The 21,402-nt window shown below is 71.1% G+C and carries 11 protein-coding genes; 6 read left to right on the plus strand and 5 right to left on the minus strand.

Features of this window, described 5'->3' with window-relative positions; all coding sequences use genetic code 11:
- The first annotated feature begins 980 nt into the window (after window positions 1–980).
- The 6 genes from ACTWQE_RS11965 (at window position 981) to ACTWQE_RS11990 (ending at window position 11,232) form a co-directional block, all read left to right on the plus strand.
- Window positions 981–3,317, plus strand: coding sequence for a glycosyltransferase (locus ACTWQE_RS11965; RefSeq protein ID WP_443328870.1), 2,337 nt, complete (start codon window positions 981–983; stop codon window positions 3,315–3,317).
- A 179-nt stretch (window positions 3,318–3,496) separates the two neighbouring features.
- Complete coding sequence (locus ACTWQE_RS11970) at window positions 3,497–4,783, plus strand: acyltransferase family protein (protein ID WP_443328871.1); 1,287 nt, start codon at window positions 3,497–3,499, stop codon at window positions 4,781–4,783.
- Between the two features lie 546 nt (window positions 4,784–5,329).
- Window positions 5,330–8,095, plus strand: a complete 2,766-nt coding sequence (locus tag ACTWQE_RS11975) for a SpoIIE family protein phosphatase (protein ID WP_443328872.1) — start codon at window positions 5,330–5,332, stop codon at window positions 8,093–8,095.
- 14 nt (window positions 8,096–8,109) lie between these two features.
- Window positions 8,110–9,231 (plus strand): sugar ABC transporter substrate-binding protein, encoded by a 1,122-nt coding sequence (locus ACTWQE_RS11980; RefSeq protein ID WP_443328873.1) that lies wholly within the window; start codon window positions 8,110–8,112, stop codon window positions 9,229–9,231.
- 16 nt (window positions 9,232–9,247) lie between these two features.
- The gene (locus ACTWQE_RS11985) at window positions 9,248–10,036 is read left to right on the plus strand and encodes an ATP-binding cassette domain-containing protein (protein ID WP_443328874.1); all 789 of its coding nucleotides are present in this window, start codon (window positions 9,248–9,250) and stop codon (window positions 10,034–10,036) included.
- Window positions 10,033–11,232, plus strand: a complete 1,200-nt coding sequence (locus ACTWQE_RS11990; RefSeq protein WP_443328875.1) for a sugar ABC transporter permease — start codon at window positions 10,033–10,035, stop codon at window positions 11,230–11,232. The genes ACTWQE_RS11985 and ACTWQE_RS11990 overlap by 4 nt, the downstream gene beginning before the upstream one ends.
- A 61-nt stretch (window positions 11,233–11,293) precedes the next feature.
- Here ACTWQE_RS11990 and ACTWQE_RS11995 read toward each other — a convergent pair whose 3' ends face one another.
- From ACTWQE_RS11995 to ACTWQE_RS12015, 5 genes are all read right to left on the minus strand, one after another.
- The gene (locus tag ACTWQE_RS11995; protein WP_443328876.1) at window positions 11,294–12,556 is read right to left on the minus strand and encodes a TIGR02679 family protein; all 1,263 of its coding nucleotides are present in this window, start codon (window positions 12,554–12,556) and stop codon (window positions 11,294–11,296) included.
- On the minus strand, window positions 12,553–16,785 hold the full coding sequence (locus ACTWQE_RS12000; protein ID WP_443328877.1) for a TIGR02680 family protein: 4,233 nt from the start codon (window positions 16,783–16,785) through the stop codon (window positions 12,553–12,555). The genes ACTWQE_RS11995 and ACTWQE_RS12000 overlap by 4 nt, the downstream gene beginning before the upstream one ends.
- Entirely contained in the window at window positions 16,782–18,107 is a 1,326-nt protein-coding gene (locus tag ACTWQE_RS12005; RefSeq protein ID WP_443328878.1) for a TIGR02678 family protein, read from the minus strand. The genes ACTWQE_RS12000 and ACTWQE_RS12005 overlap by 4 nt, the downstream gene beginning before the upstream one ends.
- Window positions 18,104–19,729, minus strand: a complete 1,626-nt coding sequence (locus tag ACTWQE_RS12010; RefSeq protein WP_443328879.1) for a TIGR02677 family protein — start codon at window positions 19,727–19,729, stop codon at window positions 18,104–18,106. Before ACTWQE_RS12010 ends, ACTWQE_RS12005 begins: the two co-directional genes overlap by 4 nt.
- Window positions 19,730–20,399: 670 nt before the next feature.
- Entirely contained in the window at window positions 20,400–21,377 is a 978-nt protein-coding gene (locus ACTWQE_RS12015) for a phage baseplate protein (RefSeq protein WP_443328880.1), read from the minus strand.
- Window positions 21,378–21,402: the final 25 nt, after the last annotated feature.

Consider the following 21,402-nt stretch of genomic DNA (forward strand, 5'->3'; position numbering starts at 1 on the left):
GCCGTTGGCGGAAGGGCAGTCCCTGTACACCCCGTTCGTCGGCCGCTCCGATGGGCGCCGCAGCTCCTTATCGTGCTCAGGTACCTCTCCGGGAGAGTTCTCCGCACGGTGCGCACCGTGCGGGGCGTGCGATGGCGCCACCGGTTGCCCTCCTGAGCTGCCCCTGACCGATGCGGTCATCACCCCCCGTGCCCGGGGGGTCGCGGATGGGCCCCGCCTCACTGGTCTACCGCCCTGCGTCCGGATGTACGGACCTGTTGTGCTGACGATGTGTCAGCACGGGCCTGTCCCGGGCACCGAGGGGGGCAAAGATGTACTTTGCCCCGAGTTCATCGCCGCGAATGCACCGAGGCTTTTCGGAGCATTGACCGAGTGCCCCGAGGGGCGTGTCCCCGGAAGCACGGCCCGGAGCCCATGGCCGGGCGCCGGGCATGCCGGCGCGAGGCGTCCCCGCCCCCGGCCCACCCGGTCCCTCGGGTCCACCGGGCCCGCCCGGTTCTCCCGCTCCCGCCCCAGGTGCCCCACCACACCCCGTAGGGCGGGTTTCGAAAGTCCCTCCCCCAGACTCCGTCCGGGAGGCGCCCCCAGGCCCGCGACGCCTGGCACGCACGCTCGCTGCGTTGTCGGGCTCGTCCGAGTACGCCCAGTACGAGGACGACCCTCCGCCTTGCGATCGCACGCACCAGCCGCCGCGACCCCCGCCCTTCGGGCGGACGGCGCTACTTTCGAAACACGCCCTACGCCGACAGGCGTCAGGCCCCGCCGAAGATCCGGCCTCACCAGACCCTAGGCCTGTCGCACATCCGGCTCATTCCCGCAGCCGCAGCTGCGCTTCTGCGGGCCCCGGGGAACCGGCGTTCGCCGATGCCGCCCGGCCTTCTGGCAATCCCAGTCCCGGGCAGGAGACCTCGGTATGCGCCGCCGTTCCGTGGTGCCGGAGACCCGGATGAGCCCCCTCTCGTAAGGAAGGAAACTCCCAGGTGCTCACTACGCACCACTCGAGCGCACCGCACGCGACCCTTGATCCGCCCGGCCCTCGGCACGAGACGCTCCCCACCGGCGGGCGTGTGCTGACGGTCGGTACGCCCGGACCGAGGCTCGACCAGCTGACACAGACCCTGCTGTCGACCGGGCACGAGGTGAGCCATGCCGTGCCGGGGCAGGTGAACCTGCACGGCCGGCAGGCCCCGCCGGACGCGATCGTCGCCCTCGACGAAGGGCGGGACGGTCTCGACACCATCCGGGAGATCCGCGCCGTGCCCGCGGGCCGGGCGCTGCCGCTGCTCATGGTCACGGCCGACCACCGGTCGGCCGATGTCGCGGACCTGCTGCGGCACGGGGCGGACGACTGCTTACCGGACACCTCGTCACCCGACGAGCTGTCGGCCCGAATAGAGGCCAAGCTGCGCCGCGTTCCGGTGCCCGTCGAGAATCTGATCCTCGACCCGCGCACCGGCCTGTACTCCCATCAGCACTTCCTGGACGAACTCGACCGGGAGTTCCAGCGTCCCGAGGTACGGCGCGGCGGCATCATGGCTGTGGTCAGCGTGGCCGAGATGGGCGCGCTGGAGTCCCGGCTGGGGCCGCGCGTACGCCGTGAGGTCGCCGAGCGGCTGGCCGGCGTGACCGAGCGGCTGGGCAGCGCCTGCGACCGGCTCGGATGGGACGACGACGGCCATCTGCTCATGCTGATGCCGGGCGTCGACGAGGACGCGGCACGCCGCAGCCTCGAGAAGTTCGCGCATACGGTGGCCGGCACCCGGTTCGTCGTCGCCGACGAGAACGTCCGGCTGACCCCGGCGATCGGCTGGGCACCGCTGGCCGAGTGCGACGGTCACCAGCAGGCCGTCGAAAAGGCCCGGGACGCGGCCGCCGAGGCACTGGAACACCGTGATCTGCGCCCGGTGATGTACGCGCCGTGGATGCGCGGCACACCGCGCCGGCGCCATGCCCTCGGCGCCTCGGTCCGCGCCCTGCTGGCGGCACTCTCCCCGGTCGTCGTGCTGCTGTTCGGTGTGGGCGTGCCGTTCACGCTGTACCAGCAGGCGTACGAGCTGGGCTGGGACGTCGGTTCGGCCATGTACTGGGTGGTGGTGGCCGGGCTCCTGGTGTCCGCGGGTCTGATCGTCCTGGAGTGCCTGTTCGCGCTCGACTCGGTGCCGCGGCCCGAGCGGCCCTCCCAGCCGTATCCACCCGCCAGCGCGGTCATCGCCGCGTATCTGCCGAACGAGGCCGCGACCATCGTCGAGACGGTCGAGTCGTTCCTGCGCCTGGACTACCCGAACGACCTGGAGATCGTCCTCGCGTACAACACACCGCACCCGCTGCCCGTGGAGGACACGCTCCGCGAGATCGCACGGCGTGACCCGCGTCTGGTACTGCTCCCGGTGGAGGGCAGCACCTCCAAGGCGCAGAACATCAACGCCGCGGTCACCCGGGTGCACGGCGAGGTCGTCGGTATCTTCGACGCCGACCACCACCCGGCGCCGAACGCCTTCCAGCACGCCTGGCACTGGCTCTCGAACGGCTATGACGTCGTCCAGGGCCACTGCGTCATCCGCAACGGCGACAGCTCCTGGGTCTCCAAGCTGGTGGGGGTCGAGTTCGAGACGATCTACGCCGTCTCCCACCCGGGCAGGACCCGGCTGTACGGCTTCGGTGTGTTCGGCGGCTCGAACGGCTTCTGGCGCACCGATCTGCTGGCCCGTACCCGGATGCACGGGTCCATGCTGACCGAGGACATCGACTCCACCCTGCGCGCGCTGAGCGAAGGCGCCCGGATCACCGTGGACCGCACGCTCATTTCCCGCGAACTCGCGCCCACCACACTGAAGTCGCTGTGGAACCAGAGGTCGCGCTGGGCACAGGGCTGGCTCCAGGTCTCCCTCAAGCACCTGTGGCGCGCCCTGCGCTCCCCGGCCTTCACGCTCCGCCAGAAGGCCGGACTGTTCGTGCTGCTCGGCTGGCGGGAGGTGCAGCCGTGGCTGTCGCTGCAGATCCTGCCCATCCTGCTGTACTCGGCATGGAAGGCGGGCGGGGTCGACGAGCTCGACTGGACGGTTCCGGTCTGCCTGCTGGCCATGCTGTTCACGCTGTCGGCCGGGGTGGTACAGGCGGCGTTCGCCTGGCGGCTGGCCGTACCGGAACTGCGCCGTCGCCGTGGCTGGTTCTGGCGCTATCTGCTGGTGACGACCTTCTTCTACACCCACTTCAAGAACATGCTGGCGCGGCACGCGTGCCTGAAGGAGGCGCTGGGCGACCGGCAATGGCGGGTCACTCCCCGCGCGGCGGCAGCGAAGGCGGTGAACGGACCGTGAGCCTCCCGTCCTCCGGCCGTGCGCCGACGGCCGCATCCGCGGACCGGGCGGCCGCATCCGCGGACCCGGGAGCCGCATCCGCGGACCCGGGAGCCGCACCCGTGGGCCCGGCGGCCGGCAGTCCCGCTGGGCCCCCCGGCGCAGCTGTGCAGGCCACTGACGGATCCGGGCGGCCCGGCGTGGCTGCCCCCGGGGCGCCCGGCGCCGTCGTACCGGCCGTCACCGCCGCCGTACCGGCCGCTGAGTCGGCCGGGCCGGCCGCCGATGCCCGTCCGCAGCATCCGCCGGAGGGGTCCCCGCCCGGCAGCCGGGCCCGTGAGGTCGAGGGCTTCCGAGGTCTCGCCGCGCTCAGCACGGTGGTCTTCCACGTCTGGCAGCAGTACTTCCGGTACGACGCCGACGGCTCCCACCCGCCCGTGGACAATCCCTTCCTGGGAGCGCTGATCTCCCTCGAAGTGATCGACTTCTTCTTTGTGATGTCCGCGTACCTGCTGACGCTGACGTACGCACGCGCGGCCATCGACGGGGGGCGGACCCGGACGGCCGGGACGTTCCTGTTCCGGCGGGCGATCCGGATCGTGCCGCTCTACTTCTTCGCGGTCCTCGTCGTCTGGTCGGTCCGCAATCCGACACTGCCGGGCAACTGGCTCGATCTGGTCGAGCATCTGACGTTCACGCATGTCTTCGACAAGCAGCAGATCTTCTACACCATCGGCCCGACCTGGTCCTTGTCGCTGGAGGTGCTGTTCTACGTCCTGCTGGTGACGCTCGGGCCCCTGGCGGCACGCGCCTGCCGGTCGATCCGTACGCGGAGGGCGCGGGTGGCCGTATGCGCCGGCGGCTGCCTGGTGCTGTACGCCGCGCCGCTCGTGTGGATCGCCACAGCACACTACGGGTTCGAGGTGCCGCACACCGACTGGCCGGTCTACTTCGGTCCGCAGGCCCGCTTCGGCGGGTTCGCGGCAGGCATGGGGCTGGCCGTCCTGACGGTCGCCCTGGGCCGGCGGGGCCGTCTGCGCGCCTGGTCGGCGACAGCGCTCCGGGTGGCCGCGCTGGCGGGCCTCTATGTCCTGTCGCTGCTCACCACCCACCCCGAGAGCGCGGCGACGACCTTCTTCCACCCGGCGTCCGCCGTGCTGTGGGCGCTGCTGCTGTTCAGCACGGTCCACGTCCGCCGGCAGGGTCGTTGGCATGAGGCGTTGCGCGCCCGCTGGCTCACCGGCGTCGGGCTCATCAGCTACAGCCTCTTCATCTGGCACGAGCCGATCCTGCTCGAACTCGCGGGAGCGGGACTGCTCCCCTCCGCCCAGTCGGGCTTCCCCCTGGGGGCGTTGATCGTGCTGCTGGTGGCGGTGCCGGTCGCGGTGGCGAGCTACTGGCTCATCGAGTATCCGACGAGCCTGCTCGGCCGCCTGAAGGACGCCAAGGGCCGGCCCCGCGACTTCTACCCGGACCCGACCCGGTAGGGGACTGAGGGCAGGTGCTGGTCGCAGCCTCCACAACCGGCTGTGACCAGCACCTTCCCGTATGACTCGGTGGGCCGCAGCGCATATGTTCGACCGAGGTGGGCAGGTGCGCCGGCGCGATCTGCGCGACCGCCGCCCGCAGCGCGGCAGGGGCGAGTGCCGGCATGGAAACCAGCGGGGGACCGGGCGCTGAGGGGTGCTGCTCGGACATCGCTCGTCTCCTGAGGAGTGGCGCTCCACCACCGGGTGCCTGCTGCCAGGGACTGGGGTGAGCCTACGCCCCGGCCTTCACCTGTTGCGTGGCATGGGGACACCGCGGCCCCTCCAGGCCTTGCCACGATTGCTGCCGCGCGGGCTTCCGTACGCGGATGAGCCCCCCGACGCACCGGGCCTCTCTGCCCCCGCGCCGCCCGGCGACGGCTTCCGACAGGTGGCGGGTGTGGGTCCCGGGGACCCGTCGGGGCCGGAGCGGGGAATGATCGAAGAGGCCCCTGACTAGCCTCCTCCCGCCGCGGCGCACAGTATGGATGGCAGGTGGATGACGCGATGTCCAGCGAAGGCGGCGCCGGGGTCGGACTGCCGAGGCCACGGGCCGACCCGGCAGCCGGGGCGCACCGTGCCGACAGTCTGCGGCCCAGGGAGGCGGAGCAGGCCGTGCCGGAGCAGGTCCCGGTGTTCGCCGGGGCCGCGGTGGCCGCCGTCTATGTGCTCGGCGAAGGGGACGAGGGCGGGGAGGTGCGGCTGGTCGGGAGCGTCGGGAGCCCCTGGGCCCGGTACGGCCTCTCGTCGCGGTACGCCTTGTCCGGGCGGTCCCCTGCCGCCGACGCCTTCCGGGCGGGCCGGCCCCTGTGGCTGGACTCCGCGGAGCTCGCCGACTACCGCGAGAGCGGCGGTCCAGGGACGTTCCCGGCCGGCATCTCCCTGGGTGCGCTGCCGCTCGGTGTGAAGGCCCGGGGTCTGGGTTGCCTGCTCGTCGTGGACGAGAGCGGCGAGGGCTTCGACGCCGAGCGGCGCAACCTTCTGGAGCTGTACGCCGACCAGGTCGCCGCGCGGCTCGAAGCGGGCGGTGAGCCGAGTGCCGTCCGGTCCCTCGCCCGGACCGATGCCTGCGCGCTGCCGGGCCCGGTCCTGGACGGTCTCCACGTCGGCTCGTTCACCCTCGTACTGAGGACCGGCCGGATCCACGCGGACGCGTGCGTGCTCGAACTGGTCGACATCGACCCGGAGGAGTACGACGGCCAGGTGGAGACGCTGCTGGCCCACACCGTCCCGGACGACCTGCCCGCGCTCATGTCCATCGTCGAGCCGGGCCAGATGACCACCGGCGGCCGCGAACTGGAGTTCCGCATCCGCCGGCCCAGTGGCGAGCTGCGCTGGCTGCGGCTGCGCTGCCGGATTCTGTCCGACACCGCGGGCAGACCGGAGCGCGTGCTGGGCGTGGTGGCCGACGCCTCGTATCTGCGGCCCGGCGCCGACGAGGTCTCCCGGGTGCAGCGGCTGTCCGTCACGCTGGCGAATGCGGTGACCGTCCGGGAGGTGAGCCGGGTGGTGGTCGCCGCCCTGCGCAATCCGCTCGGAGCCGACCGGGTGGCGCTCGCCGAGCTCGTGGGCGACCGGCTCGTGGTCACGCTTCTGGACCCGCCGGAGCCCGGCGTCTGGCCGGAGGTCTGGCGGTCCGAATGGCGTTCGGAGTGGCCCGACGCACCGACCCGCGCTTTGCCCACGCTGGAGGCCGCGCTGCGCGAGGGCCGGGCCAGCCTGTGGCCCGCGGGCACCGCGCTCGAACCGGGCCTCGCGGGCGTCGGTCCCGGCGGTCTCGCCGTCCTGCCGCTCCCGGCCGACGGGCGGGTGGTCGGCGCGTGTCTGGTGGGCTGGGACGAGCCGCACGAGTTCGGCCCCGAGGAGCGGTCCCTGCTGACCGCGACCGCGGGCCTGGTCGGCCAGGCCCTCAAGCGGGCCCATGCGCTGGACGCCGAGCACGAGCTCGCCACGATGCTCCAGCGCAGCCTGCTGCCGCGCCGACTTCCCGAGCTCGCCGGAGGGGTGGCCGTAGCCCGTTATCTGCCCGCCATGGTGGGCCTCGACGTGGGCGGCGACTGGTACGACGTCATACCGCTCTCCGACGGCCGCGTCGCTCTGGTCATCGGGGACGTGCAGGGGCACAGCGCCGGGGCCGCCACGATCATGGGCCAGATGCGGACGGCGATCAGGGCGTACGCCGTCGAGGGCCACCCGCCCGACGTGGTCGTCTCCCATACCAACCGCCTGCTCGTCGGCATGGAGACCGACCTGTTCGCCACCTGCTGCTACGTCGAGCTGGACATGGAGGAAGGCGAGGCCTGGATCGTCCGGGCCGGGCACATCCCGCCGCTGCTGCGCCATCCCGACGGCAGCGCCCAGGAGGTGAACGCCGAGGGCGGGCCCCCGCTCGGGGTGATCGAGGACGCCGATTTCGCCATCACCACGGTCGGTCTGGTCCCCGGAACCCTCCTCGCCCTGCTGACGGACGGCATGGTGGAGTCCTCGCGTCTCGACCTGGACGACGGCATGCACCGTATGTGCGAGGCGCTCGCCGCCACCGACCCGTCCGACGCGGGACGGGCGGCCGATGAACTGCTCGTCGACGCCAACCGTCGCGACGACGACGTGGCGCTGCTGCTCCTGCGCTACGACGGGATGGAGTTCCGGCCGATACGTGCCGGCTGGACGGTGTGGCGGCTGCCCGACGCCGTGGTGCACGCCCGCCGTTTCACCGGGCGCAAGCTGCGTACCTGGGGCCTGGAGGAGGCGGCGGACGTGGCCCTGCTCGTCGTCTCCGAGCTGGTCACCAACGCCCTGATCCACACCCAGGGAGCAGTGCGCCTCGACCTGACGCTGGGGGTGGACCGGCTACGGGTGGCCGTCACCGACTCCTCGCCGCGTGCGCCCGCCAAGCCGGTGATCGTGGACTGGGAGTCGACCGGCGGGCGGGGCATCCTCCTCGTCGAGGCGATGTCGTCTACCTGGGGATCGGTGCCGGTCAGCGGCGGCAAGCAGGTGTGGAGCGAGATCGCGGTGCCACCGGGTGAGCCGCGCCGCACGGACGCCGCCGGGACGGGGAGCGGGCGGGCGCGGTCCCGAGGGGGCCTCCGTCCGGACACGCCGTCCCCGGGTGGTCAACCACCAGGTGATCAGTCTCCCGGTGAGCGGGTGCCCGTTGACCAGCCGCCCCGCGATCAGTCTCACGGTGATCAGTCTCCCGGGGATCAGGCGCCCGGGAATCAGGCGCCCGGGAATCAGGCGCCCGGGAACCAGTCTCCCGGCGAACAGTGAGAAGGTGCTCGCCCGTGAAGCCCCGATCTCCCGGCGCGGCCCTGGTCGTGGCCGCCGTATCCCTGGCTCTCACCCTCCTGTCCTGCGGAAAGGCCGCCGAGTCCGGCGGCTCGTCCGGCTCGGACGGAAGCACCCCCGGCGGGACGAAGGACGGGGTGACGATCGGCCTGCTGCTGCCCGACAGCCACACGGCGCGCTGGGAGGCGTTCGACAGGCCCCTGATCGAGCAGAAGATCAGGGAGCTGTGCCGCGAGTGCAAGCTGGAATACGCCAACGCCCAGGGGGACGTGGCCGCCCAGCAGCAGCAGGTGGACACCATGATCACCAAGAAGGTCGATGTGATGATCCTCGACCCCGTGGACTACAAGGCGCTCCGCTCGTCGGTGAAGCAGGCGGACGCCGCGGACATCGCGGTGGTCTCCTACGACCGCCTGGCCGAGGGCCCGGTCTCGGCCTATGTCTCCTTCGACGGCGACCGCGTCGGCGAGCTCCAGGCGAACGCCCTCCTCGAAGCCATGGGCGACAAGGCGGACGGTGGGCGGATCGTCATGATGAACGGCGACCCGACCGACCCCAACGCGGCCTGGTTCAGGGAGGGCGCACTGTCCCGCCTCAAGGGCAAGGTGAAGATCGGCAAGGAGTACGACACCCCTCGGTGGAGCCCGGAGAACGCCCACATCAACATGTCCGGCGCCATCTCCGCCCTCGGTGCCGACAGCATCGACGGCGTCTACTCGGCCAACGACGCGCTCGCCTCGGGCATCGTCTCCTCCCTCAAGGCCGGCAATGTCAAGCCGCTTCCTCCGATCACCGGTCAGGACGCCGAACTCAACGGCGTACAGCGCATCGTCGAGGGCGAGCAGTCCATGAGCGTGTACAAGCCGTTCAAGCCTCAGGCGGAGGCCGCCGCCGCGATGGCGGTCGCGCTCGGGCGCGGCGAACCGCTCGACGCCGTCACCGAACAGAGCATCGACACCTCCTCCGCCAGGGATGTCCCGGCCGTGCTGCTCCGGCCCGTCGAGCTGACCGTCGACAACATCAAGGAGACCGTCGTCAAGGACGGCATGTACACGATCGATCAGATTTGCACTCCGAAGTATCTGTCGGCTTGCGAGAGGGCCGGACTCGTTACGTAATCGGGCAGAGAAGGAGATGGTTTCCGTGTCATCCCTGCCCCTGCTGTCGTTGCGCGGCGTATCCAAGCACTTCGGTGCCGTCCAAGCGCTCACGGACGTCGAGCTGGACCTCCACGCCGGTGAGGTCGTCGCCCTGGTGGGGGACAACGGCGCCGGCAAGTCCACTCTCGTGAAGGTGATCGCGGGCGTCGCTCCCGCCGACAGGGGTGTCGTCGAGTGGGAGGGCCGGCCCGTGCAGATCAAGCGCCCCCACGACGCCCATGCCCTGGGCATCGCCACCGTCTACCAGGACCTCGCGCTGTGCGACAACCTCGACGTCGTGGGGAACCTCTTCCTCGGCCGCGAGATCCACAAGGTCGGCGTCCTCGACGAGGTGGAGATGGAACGCCGCACCCGCGAACTGCTGCACACCCTGTCCATCCACATCCCCGATCTCCGCGCCCCCGTCGCAGCCCTGTCCGGCGGGCAGCGCCAGACGGTCGCGATCTCCCGCTCCCTCCTCGGCGGCCCCAAGGTCGTCCTTCTGGACGAGCCCACCGCATCCCTGGGCGTCCAGCAGACGACCCAGGTGCTCGACCTCATCGACCAGCTGCGCGACCGCGGAATCGGGGTGCTCCTCATCAGCCACAACATGGGCGACGTCAAAGCCGTCGCGGACGAGGTCGCGGTGCTGCGCCTCGGCCGTAACAACGGCTTCTTCGACGTGAACACCGCATCCCAGGAACAGATCATCTCCTCCATCACCGGAGCGACGGGCGACGCCGTGGCGCGCCACACCCCGCGTGCGGGGGAGACACAGCTGTGAGCAGGCCCCGACAGGTCCTCAAGGACTGGATCGACGCGTACGAGCACAGGCTCGTCAGCGGGGAACTCGGCTCGGTCAGCGTCGTCCTGGGCCTCGTCAGCATCTGGATCATCTTCCAGAGCCTGAACAGCAACTTCCTCTCGGCGCGCAATCTGTCCAATCTCAGCGTGGACATCGTGGGCACCGGTCTGATCGCGGTCGGCATCGTCTTCGTACTGCTGATCGGCGAGCTCGACCTGTCGGTGGGATCGGTCAGCGGCCTCGCGGCGGCCCTGTTCGCCGTACTGAACGTGCAGCACGGCATGCCGGAATGGCTGGCCCTCGTCGTCGCGGTCCTCTGCGGCGCGGCCATCGGGGTCATCCATGGATTCTTCTTCGCCAAGGTCGGCGTCCCCGCGTTCGTCGTGACCCTCGCGGGGCTGCTCGCCTGGAACGGGCTGATGCTCTACGTCTTGGGCACCAGCGGCACCATCAACCTGGACGACGAAGGGCTGGTCGCCACGCTGACCAGCTACTACTTCAACGACGTCGCTCTCGCCTACGGCGTCGCGGCACTCGGCGCGGCGGTCTACTTCCTCAACGCCTACCAGGACCGGCGGCGCCGCAAGGCCATCGGGATGCCGTCCCGGACACCCAAGGAGATCGCGGTACGCACGGGCGTGCTGGCGGTCATCGCGTTCGCCGCCGCGCATGTGCTCAACCAGTTCCAGGGGCTGCCGCTCGCCCTGCTGATCTTCCTGGTCGTCATCGCCGCGCTGGACTTCGTGCTCCGCCGTACGTCGTACGGACGCAAGGTCTACGCCCTCGGCGGCGGCGTCGAGGCGGCCCGCCGCTCCGGCATCAACGTCGTATGGGTGCGGATCTCGGTGTTCATGGTGTCCGGGACGATGGCCGCGGTCGGCGGCCTGTTTCTCGCCTCGCGGATCACCTCGGCGAGCCAGACCTCCGGATCGGGCATCCTGCTGATGAACGCCATCGCCGCCGCCGTCATCGGCGGCACGAGCCTCTTCGGCGGCCACGGCACGACGTGGTCGGCGCTGCTCGGCATGCTGGTCATCCAGTCGATCGCCTCCGGGATGGCGCTTCTGGGCATCCAGGCAGCCGTACAGTTCATGATCACCGGCGGTGTACTGCTCGCCGCGGTGGTCATCGACTCCCTGTCGCGCCGCACCCAAAAGGCCCACGGCCGCGCTTGAGGCCGGGTCCGTACGGCTGTGCCTGGCTCCGGGGCCGAGTCGGCTCCGCAGACAGCACGGTTCAGGCCAGGTCCTCAACGAGCCGGTCGAGGGTGGCCTCCTCGTGGAGCGCGATACCGAGTGCGGTCATGGCAGCTGCGAGGTTCGGGTCCCAGGCGGCGTGGACAGGTTGGCCGGTGAGCGGGAGCTGGGGAACGCCGCGGGACTGGGAGTGAGCGGCGAGGCGTTCGTAGTCCTCGGCATGCAGCCGCCAGGGCTGGGCGTCGTAGCGGCGGATGACGCGGTTGGCCAGGGCGATACCCGGCCAGTCGAAGTCGCCGTGGTAGGCGAAGCGGCATCCGGTGGCGGCGAGGGCGTCGAGGAGTGTGAGGACCACGGTGGCGGCGCTTCCGGAGGTGCACACCAGGGGCTGTGAGCATCGCGCGTCGGCGGCCGCCTCCACCACACGGGGGTTTTCGCAGATGCGGATCACCGTGCCGGCCGGCAGGGACAGCCGCAGGCCGTGAAGGTCGCGCAGGGTGAGGTGGGTCTCGACATGGTGAAGGGCCCGTTCGTGAAGGGAACGCTCCCGCCATCCCCTGCCCTCGGGACGGAGGCCGTAGGTGAGCACGGTGCTGGAGACCTCGTCCGGTGATACGGACACCAACCGCCACAGCGCACGTCGGCCGGCGGCGTGGTCGGGGAACTCGGTGCCGTGGGCGAGCGCCGCGCCGCGCTGGACGAGGCGGGCGAGCCAGGTCCCGTCGTCCAGGCCGTGGGCCGATCCGGTCGCCTCGGCGGCGAGTTCGCCCCGGCCTCGTGTGCCGTTCCGCCCTGGTCCGAGGAGCAGGGTGAGGATCTGGACCGCCTGCTGGAGCGTGCGTACCGCAGTTTCGGGTGCCACTCCTTTGGGCACGCCCGCTCGACGCAGTCCGTCGTACCACTGCCGGGCCCACTCCTGGTCGGCGAGTGGGGAGGCGTCCAGGGACCTGGCGAGCGACGTCCACACCTGCTCGCGCCGTGCCTCGGCGTCTGCCCGGGCGGCTCGGCGGTCGGTGAGAGCCGGCCCGAGCTCCTGCAGCACGTCCATGAGTCCGAGCCCCGCGGCCGAGGAGCGAAGCCGGGCGTCGAGTGCGTCGAGCCTTACCGTCACGGCGGCCCCGGTGATCGGCTTGCGGAGCAGGAGAGACAGGTCGGTTCTCTCCTGTGCCCCCAACCCGGACAGCCGCAGGGAGCCGGTGGCCTGCAGGCCGTTGCCCTCCAGGCGTCTCCGTGCCGCTTCCCAGAGCCGGGCCAGGCCCGGCCCGGCCAGCCAGCCGCGGGTGGCAGTGGGGAGCGAGCTCATACGGACACCAGGCGCCGGTGGCGGCCGTTCCACGTGTAGTGCAAGGTAGCCACCCCCCGGGCGTGGGGGTCGCGCAGGCACTCGTAGATGTGCAGGGAAGGCACCTCGGGCCAGTTGCCCATGAGCCGCTCGCTGGTGAGGACGAAGTCGAGGTCGAGATCGACGAGGATCCGGCCGAGCCGTCCGTGGGTCGGTTCGTCGACCTTCGCGAAGGCGTCATCCAGGAGGATCAGCCGCGGTGCGTGGGGCGTGGCCTCGCCGAGCGTGGTGAAGTGGGCGGCGGCCGCGGCGAACAGCACGAGGTAGGAGAGCACGCGCTGCTCGCCCTGGCTGAGTCCCGTACGGCCGGTGAGCTTGCGTTTGCGGCCGGGGGCGGCGTCCTCGACCACGAAGGCGTGGAAGCGGAACCAGTCGCGGTAGTCCAACGCGGTCCGCAGATGGGCGGCGTAGCCGGCCGACGGGTCACCCCGGCGGGCCTCCTCGATGCGGCGCTGCAGCACCTCGCGCAGGTGCTCGGTCTGCTCACGGGTCCGCAGGCTCGATGGGCTGCGGAGCAGGTCGACGGCTGCCCGCACATCGGCGTCGACGTCCTCGTCCAGCTTCCACTGCAGCTCCACGCCGAGGCCGTGCGACGTCCGAACGGTCCTCAGCGTGCCGTTGAGGGCGGCGACCAGGTTGGCGGCGGTGATGACCTGCGCTGACAGGTGGTCGCCGAGCTCGCCGGTCAGGAAGCGCTGGAACACCTCGCTCTCACGGTCGGTCAGTCGTCCCCGGGCTTCGGCGGCCTGGGTGGCGATGCGTTCCCCGACGAGCGCGACGTCGTGCGGGCCGTGGTCGTCGACCAGGCGGCAGACTTTGATCCCGTCGCTCTCCTCGAGCTGCGCGTCGTATCCGCCGGCCAGTTGGTCGCGCAGTTCGGTGTGCCGGTTGAGCAGTGCGTTGTCCGAGACCTCTTTCCTCGCGCGGCCCAGGCTGCTCCGCACGGCATCGGCCAACGCGCGCAGTGCCCGTACGCGGCTGCGGACGTCCGTGCCGGGGTCGTCCGCCAGATGCGTGGGCAGAGATGAGCGGTCCAGGCCGGCGCCGCGGAACACCTCCGGACGGGCGAGAGCGCCGCGCAGGGTGCTCCCCGCCTCGATGACCGCCGTCTCCTGTCGCAACAACTCCTCACGGCGGCGATTCTCGTCCTCCTCGGCCCGGACTCTCCGGTCGTGCAGGCCATCGCGTCTCCGTACGGCTCCCGGGATCGCCTGGGCGGCGTCCGCGATGCGCTGCTTGGTTTCCTCCTCTCGGGCGAGGATCTCCTCCTCGGAGGAGCCGATGGCCTCTTCGCGGGTGCGGAGATCCTGCTGGGCCGTGCGCAGTTCGCCGAGCCGGATCCGGTAGTCCTCCTCGGCCTGCACCCGGTCCTCACGGGCGCCTCCGTACCTCTCGCGGTCCGCCTGGCTCGTGCCCAGCCCTTCGGCCGTTCCTCGCATGGCTCTGCCCATGCGTCCGATGCCGCCCAGCAGGGTCGCCAGAGCGGTGCGTACGCGATCCAGGGCGTCGGAGGCCGTGGGAAGGTCGTTGGCCGTCGCGGTCGCCTCGGCCTCACCGCGGGCGGCCACGGCACGGGCGCGGGCCTCCTCGGCCAGGCGTGCCGCCCGGGTCGCCTTGGCGGTCAGTTCCCGCAGTGCCTTCTCATCGGTTTCGAGTCCGCTCCAGGCATGGGCGAGGGTCCGGGGCCGGGGAAAGTCGCGTTCCGCTGCGGTCAGGGCCCGGCGCCAGGAGTCGAGTGCGTGGAGCCGGCCGCGATCGTGGGCCAGCCGCTGTTCCGCCTCCGCGAGCTGTTCTTCCAGTTCGGCGATCTTCCGGCGTCGCGTCTCGGCCCGTACGGCGGCGCCCACGTACTCGGCGTCACCCTTGAGATGACGGCCACGGAGGAGGCCGAGACGCCAACTGCCGTCGTAGTACACCGCTTCGGAGGCGGTTGCCTCCTCGGCCGGGGCGAGTGCGATGGCGGACAGCAGGTGCTCGACCCGCTCGGGTGTGACGCCGCTCTCCGGTTGTGCGGCCGGACGAAGTGCGGTGGTCAGAGTCGGCCCCTCCGGCGGGACCGTGCCGGACTGGAGGAGGGTGTCCCGAGTCGAGGGGTCGAGCAGCACGCCGTCCGCGGTGACCCAGGCGTCCAGGATTCCGCTCGCCTCCAGCGCCGCTTCCAGGCCCGCCCGGTCGGTGCGGGACAGGCCGTCCACGAAGTCCACCAACCGGTAGAAGGGTGCGCCGGTGCCCGGAGCGCGCTCGGCGGCGCGGTGATACGGGACGGGCGGCTGCGGGTCGGTACGCCGCCCCCACTCCTCCCTCTCCCGGGACAGGCGGTCGTGTTCCTCGGTGAGCCGGACGACGCTCAGCGCGAGGGCGTCCCGCCGCTCGGTGAGATTCTCGCCGTACGGCTCCAGTACGGCCAGAGCCGTCCGCTTCGCCTGACCGTCGATGTCGGGCGGGAGCACGCGGTCCGCGAAGGGCGCTTCCGGCGAGATCTCGCACGCGACGACGGCACGGACGGGATCCAGGGGCGGACACTCCGGGCCTGCCACGACCCGGGTGCGCTCCACCCACTCCGCCACCTCACGGACGTAGCCACCGCTCTCCTCGGCGACCTTCTCACGGCTGCCTTCGAGGCGGCCCGCGGCTTCCTCCGCATCTGCCTCGAGTCGTTCACGGTCGGCGTCCGCTTGGGCCGCCTGCCTCTGCGTGTCCTGGGCCTGCGCGACCAGGCGGACCACGTCCTGAACCATCCGGGCTCGGTGCCCCACCACGACCTGGGCGCCCTCCAACTGCCCCTGCCAGGACCGCAGGGCGGTTTCCGCGGCCGACGTGTCCACAGCGGTCACGTGCCGGTGCCGCACACTCCGGACTTCTCCGCCTGGACCGGTCAGCTCCGTCTCCGATGCTCCGGCCAGGTCCGTCCTCGGCAGAGCGACCGCCTCGCCGAGATGGCCTGTGGGAAGCCCGGCTCTTTCGGCCTGGGACAGCAGCTCCCGGTGTTCCGTGCCCAGTTCACCGAGCCGGCTCCCCAGGTGCCCGATGCCCTCGGCCAGCCGCTCGGCCGCCCCCTCCTCTGCGTCGTGTGCCTTGCCGAGCGCGGTGAAGGACGTTCTGGCCGCGATGTGCAGGGCCTCGACCGTGGTGCGGCGTTCCGACAGTTCCTTCAGACTGCGATAGGCACTGCTCGTGTGCAGGGCGGCGAGTTCGGTTCGGGCGGCCTGTTCCTCCTCCCGGAGGACGCGCATGTGCGCGTCCGCCTCTTCCTCCTGCGCCTTCAGCTCGCTCGTCCTCTTCGCGGCGTCCCCGGCCTCCCGGCGTCGCCGCGCCAGGACGTCCAGTTCCGCGTCGACGTGCTCCGCGGCCCTGCGCAGTACCCCGGCCAGATACCCGCGATAGTCGGTGAGGAAGGTTCGGAGAGCCCGGTCGGTGCGCTCCAGACGCCCGAGCTCATCCCGTACGGCATCGAGGTCGTGGAGGTTGCGCGCCACCTTCTCCACCACGTCGTCGTCCAGCCCGGGCAGTGTCTCGCTCAGCAGGGATGCCAGCCCGCCGGACTCGATGCGGTCCCCGACGGTGGGGCGCCGCAGCCGGTGGAGGAGCTGAGTGAGGTTGCGGTAGCGCGTCGCATCGGTGATGCCGAACAGATCGCGGGCCACCCGAAGGCGGTGCTGGACCGCACGGTCCGTGACGTTCTCCGTGCCGACGATCTCCTTCAGCCGGTCGACCGGCAGGGGCCTGCCCGCTTCGACCAGGCGGAGGCCCTCACCGACTCGCAGCGGGGTGACGAAGAAGACCGGCACGGCCTTCTTCGTCGATTTCGAGGCCCGGATGGCGGCGCCGAGGGTGAGGTACTGGTGGTTACCGTCTTCCGTCGCCATGCGGAATTCGACCCACAGGTACCCGAGGCGGTTCGTCTGCTCGAAGCCGTCCAGCATCAGCCAGACGAGGGTGGTCCGGCCCGTACCCGTGGCGTCCAGCCCGCGGGAGTCGCCGTCCAGCAGATACGGCAGCAGCATTTCCAGGGCCTTGGACTTGCCCGCGCCGTTCTTGCCGCGGAGCAGCAGCCGCCCGTCGCCGAACGCGAACTCCTGCTCGTCGTACTGCCAGATGTTGTGGATGCCGGCGCGGTGGAGACGGAAGCGGGCACCGGCCGGAGGAGCGGAACCCTGCAAGGGGATGAGGCCATGCGTGCCCGGCGTCATAGCGGCAGCTCCTGCTGTGTGTCGGTGACCGGAACCGCTTCGGCGGCCCGGCGTACGGTGACCTGGGTGGCATAGCGGGCGGCTGCGGCGAGGAGTACCCATCCGGTGCCGTCGGCACGGGCTCCCTGGACATCGGTCACGACGCGGCCCTCCGGGACCGTGCCGTCGTACCCCTCGGGCAGACTTTCTCCGTTGGCGCGGAGGGGGCCGGCCGGGGCCATCAGCCGCATGCGGACCAGCAGGTCCAGCACGGCCACCCGCAGTGCGGAAGGGTCCTCCAGAAAGCCACGCTGCCAGTTGCCGCGCTGCCCGTACTCGGCGACGAGCCCGGCCAGGAGCTCGTCCACCAGACCGTCTGGAACGGCCACCCCGATGACGAGTCGCCCGCCGGTCGCCGGGTGCCCCGGCTCATCCGGCCGCAGTCGTTCCACCAGGCGCTCGACCAGCAGGAGCGCGGCCTGTGCGACGGTCCCCGTACCGGGCAGGCGCAGGTCCGTCAGCTCCTCCTCGGGATCGACCAGCGCCACGCCCTCGGCACGGATTTCGGTCTCGAGGCCGAGAAGCTCGGAGAACGCCTGGGCCTCGCGACGCTGCCGGGTCCGCAGCCAGTCGCGTTCGGCGTCCGTCAGCTCGTCGAGGTAGACGACGGGCGTCTCCACCAGCATCCGGCGCACGTAGGTGCGAGGGCCGCCGAATCCGGGGTCCGCTGCCCGCCGCACCAGATCGGCTCCGTCCCGGCTCTGCGCCAGAGGACCGGAGACGATGACACGGGCGATCTCCCGGTCCACCGTGATCAGGGCTTCGCCCCCGTCCTCCTGCGCGATCGCGCCCACGCTCCCCTCGGTCTCCGTCAGGACGCTCCAGTCGACCAGTTGGCGCAGAGCGGCAACCAGCGTCCGTTTCTCCGCGGCGCGGCCCGATCTCTCCAGTTCCACTCCCGCATCGGCCGCCGCGGCCTTGATATCGGCGACCAGCTGGGAGAGCAGAAGCTGTTCCGGGGCGGTGACCAGCACGGAGAGTGCCAGCGCCAGACAGGCGTAGGTGCGCGGGGTGAAGGCCGTGCCGGTGGAGCGTTCCAGCCGGTGGCCTGCCCCGGCGCCGAGCCCGGCTTTGAACAGCCTGGCGTACGAGGTGTCGACCAGGAGGCGGTAGCCGAGCACCTGCTGGAACCGCTTTGCCAACCAGTCGGCGTGTCTGCGGATCAGGGGGAACAGGTCGGCATGCGGACCGTCCGACGTCACCAGCGGGTGGGCGAGCAGCAGCCGTCCGGCAGCGCGGCGCTCGGCGGCCAGCGCCACATCGTGTGCCGCGGGGAGCGTCACGACACACTCACCTCCGCCTCGCCACCGGTTGGGGCGGACGAACTCCCGACCTCCAGCTCCAGCTCGTCCAGCACCAGGTCGCCGTCGGCCGAGCGCAGTACCGTCTGCGCACCGGCCAGGCGCCGCACGGTGAGCCGGATGCCGAGTTCGGCGTCCTCGCTCTGTGCGGCATCCAGGTCGAACTCCTGCGTCACGGCCGTACTCGAGACTTCACTGCGCCGCGGTCGCGCGTTCCCCAGAGCCGTCGCGAGCAACTCCAACAGCAGTCCGAGGGCGGCTGACGTGAGGCGTACGTCGGCGAGGTGCCCGGCGGCGCTGCGCAGCTCGTCCGCGGCGGCCCGTCTGGCGGCCGCCCGGTCGTGGGCGGCCTGCTGAAGCCGCCGCTTCTGCTCGGAGTGGTCCTCCACGGCCGATGCCCGGCCCCGCTGCGCGCGGCTGCCCCGTTCGCGCAGCGCCACCGGCACATCGACCACGGGACCGGTCCACCAGCTGGTGTACGCGGGCACCACCTCGTCGGAGGCCGGCGGGATGCCGATATGGCGGGCGCGGTACAGCCCGAAGGCGGCGACCGCGATGTCGTGCGCGTCCTCCGGGGCCGCCTCGTCGAACCACCGGGCGAGCCGCAGCAGGTCCTTGCGCCGCGACATCTCGCCTGAGGCCGAGCGCAGCATTCGTTTGGCGTTGGCGAGCAGGGACTGCAAGGCGCGCAATGTGGCGTCACGCAGCTGATCGACCTGGCTCCCCTGCCCGTCGACATCGGTGAACCAGCCACGCAACCCTTCCCAGTCGGCCAGTTCACGGCCCCGGCTGCGCTGCACCCGGATCTCGGGCTGACCGCCTGCTTCCGGAAGCGCCCCGGAGAGCCCCTGGGCGTGGGCGTCGAGGCGCTCCAGAAGGCCGGGAAGGTGTGGCCACAGCTCATCCAGGACCGATGCGATCCGGGGGGCGCGGAAGGCCACGTCCTCTCTGATCGCCTCGACGTAGTCGAGCAGCAGTTCCTTGAAGCCCTGGTACTCGGCGCCGTCCAGGTCGTACCGCGCCAGTACCTGGCCGAGGTAGGCGTAGAAGTCCCGCACGGAGTCCGCGAACTCGGTGAACTGCACGAACAGCGTGCTGACCCGTTCCAGCGCGTCCTGCGGCTCGATACCGCCGGGCTTCCGGACCAGGTCGCTCAGCTCGCGCAGTCCGCGCTCGACCAGAGCCAGCAGCTCACTGCTCACCTCGCGTGCCGCGTCCGCTCCGGCCAGTATCTCGTCGGCGGCCCGCTGGATCCGTTCGCCCAGTTTCGACAACTGGTAGCGAGACCGGGACTGTTGGTACTCGGTGATGCTCGTCGCCTTCACCGTGTGGCTGCTGCGCAGCAGGTTCCCCCAGCTCACCAGCTGCTCCAGCCGGGCGGTGAGTGTCTCGACATTGACCCCGGTTGTCGGCTCACCGGACTCGGCCAGCTTCGCCAGCACGTCCGGCACCGCGAGGTCGGCCAGGAGCGTGCCGCAGAAGACCCGCATGATCGCGATGTACTCCAGCCGCTCCGGTGCACTGAGGTACGCGTACGCGTTCAGCCGCTGCCACGCCTCGTTGCGGTTGTCTTCCGGTGATGAAGTCTGTGCCGCTGCCCCCATGGCAACGAGGTTACGCAGCACTACCGGCGTTTTTCGAAGGTTCGGCGTGCGGCCTCCGCCACCAGCCGTCATCCGCGGCAGCTCGGCCGCCGACTCCCGTTCATCGACCCCTCAGCTCCCACCGTCCGGACCATTCGGGCACCAACCGCTCCGCGTGACGTCCCTGAGCGGCCCGCCGAGATCATCTCCGCCGCGGACGGCAACCCGCTTCCACCCCGCCGCAATGCATCAAACCCCTCCTGGACAGCCTCGGAATGCCGGAGGCGGGCCAGAGTTCCCCGACCCCCCTCTCGGAGGGAGTCTTCCCTCTCCCGGCCCCACTCCCGCGTCGACCCCTGCGGTTCAGCCCGACTGCCGGCCAAGGCCCACGGAGCGGCAGTCGGATCCGCTGGTGCTTCGAAGCCGAGTCCCAGCTCTTCCGTCACGTGACCGAACAGCTCCTGCGTCTCATGCTCCTCGCGACGTCCGAGGCCGGCCAGGAGCGGGAGCGACGGAGCCTCGATGCCGGCCGGCAACGCCACCGTGGCGGCACACGAGGCCGAGCGCGTCGAGGGCCGCTTGGATGAGACGGTCCGAGCCGATTTGCCGACCGAACGCGCGCGCCTGCAAGGGACGTCCGACCGGGGGTTGGTGCCCGGCGGCCGACGACCGGCCGCCGGGCGGACATGGCTCAGACCAGCGCGTTCTTGTAGAAGATGCTGGAGCGCCGGTCGCCCTCCTCGCCGGTGGCGAAGCCGATGAAGAGGCGGGCCTCGCCGGCGTCGGTGCGGTAGATCGCCAGGCCCTCGGGCTCGCGGAAGTGGAGGGTGGAGCCGGCCTTGGTGAGGACGGGGCCCTGCTTCACGGTGCCCGTGTTGATGTCGATGCTGGTGACGTAGGAGTTGCCGTCGCCGGTGGGGGTGCCGTCGCCGGGGTACGCGTCACCCGTCAGGTAGTACATGTACGAGCCGTAGAGGGTGTAGCCCTGCGGAGTGCCGGAGATCGTCGGCTGCTTGAAGTCGACCAGCGGCGAGCCGAAGCTGCGCGTCTCGAAGGCGGAGAGGGGATACACGGCGATGCGCTTGCCGGCGCTGGTGTGGTAACGCACGATCATGCGCTGGTAAACCGGGTCGACGGAGCAGGTGTACTCGGTGGCCCCGGAGATCGGCCGGTAGGCGGCCGAGGCAGCCGGCGAGCCCAGGGTGGTGTTGGCGGTGTAACGGATGGGGGCGAGCGCGGTGCCGTACCCGTTGGTGTTCGCGGCGCACTCGATCCACAGCTCGGTGCCGGAACCGCTCGGCAGCGCGGCGAAGGCGACGCCGTGGCCGAAGCCGTTGAGGTGCATGTACGAGATGTAGTTCCCGTCGAAGTCCATCTTGTTGATGCACAGGTCACCGGCGGACTCGGCGCTTCCACTCCGCTTGGTCGCCACGAACAGGAACTTGTTCACCCAGTCGAAGGCGAAGCTCTGCTGGACGCGCGGACCGTGCGTGTCCTTGGACCGGAATAGGTCGTACGACGGCTGCGTGAGATCGAACCGCTTGGTGGTGGCCACGTCGGCTGAGGCGGTCTGCGCGCCGGCGCCGAGCCCGAGCGCGGCGAGCGAGGCGCCGGCGCCGGTGCGTATGAGGCCGCGGCGGGAGAGGGGGAAGCCAGGGGTGCGGTTCATTTGGGACTCCAGGGGCATGGGTGGA

The organism is Streptomyces sp. 8N706 (assembly GCF_052245415.1).
In the GTDB taxonomy this organism is placed as follows: domain Bacteria; phylum Actinomycetota; class Actinomycetes; order Streptomycetales; family Streptomycetaceae; genus Streptomyces.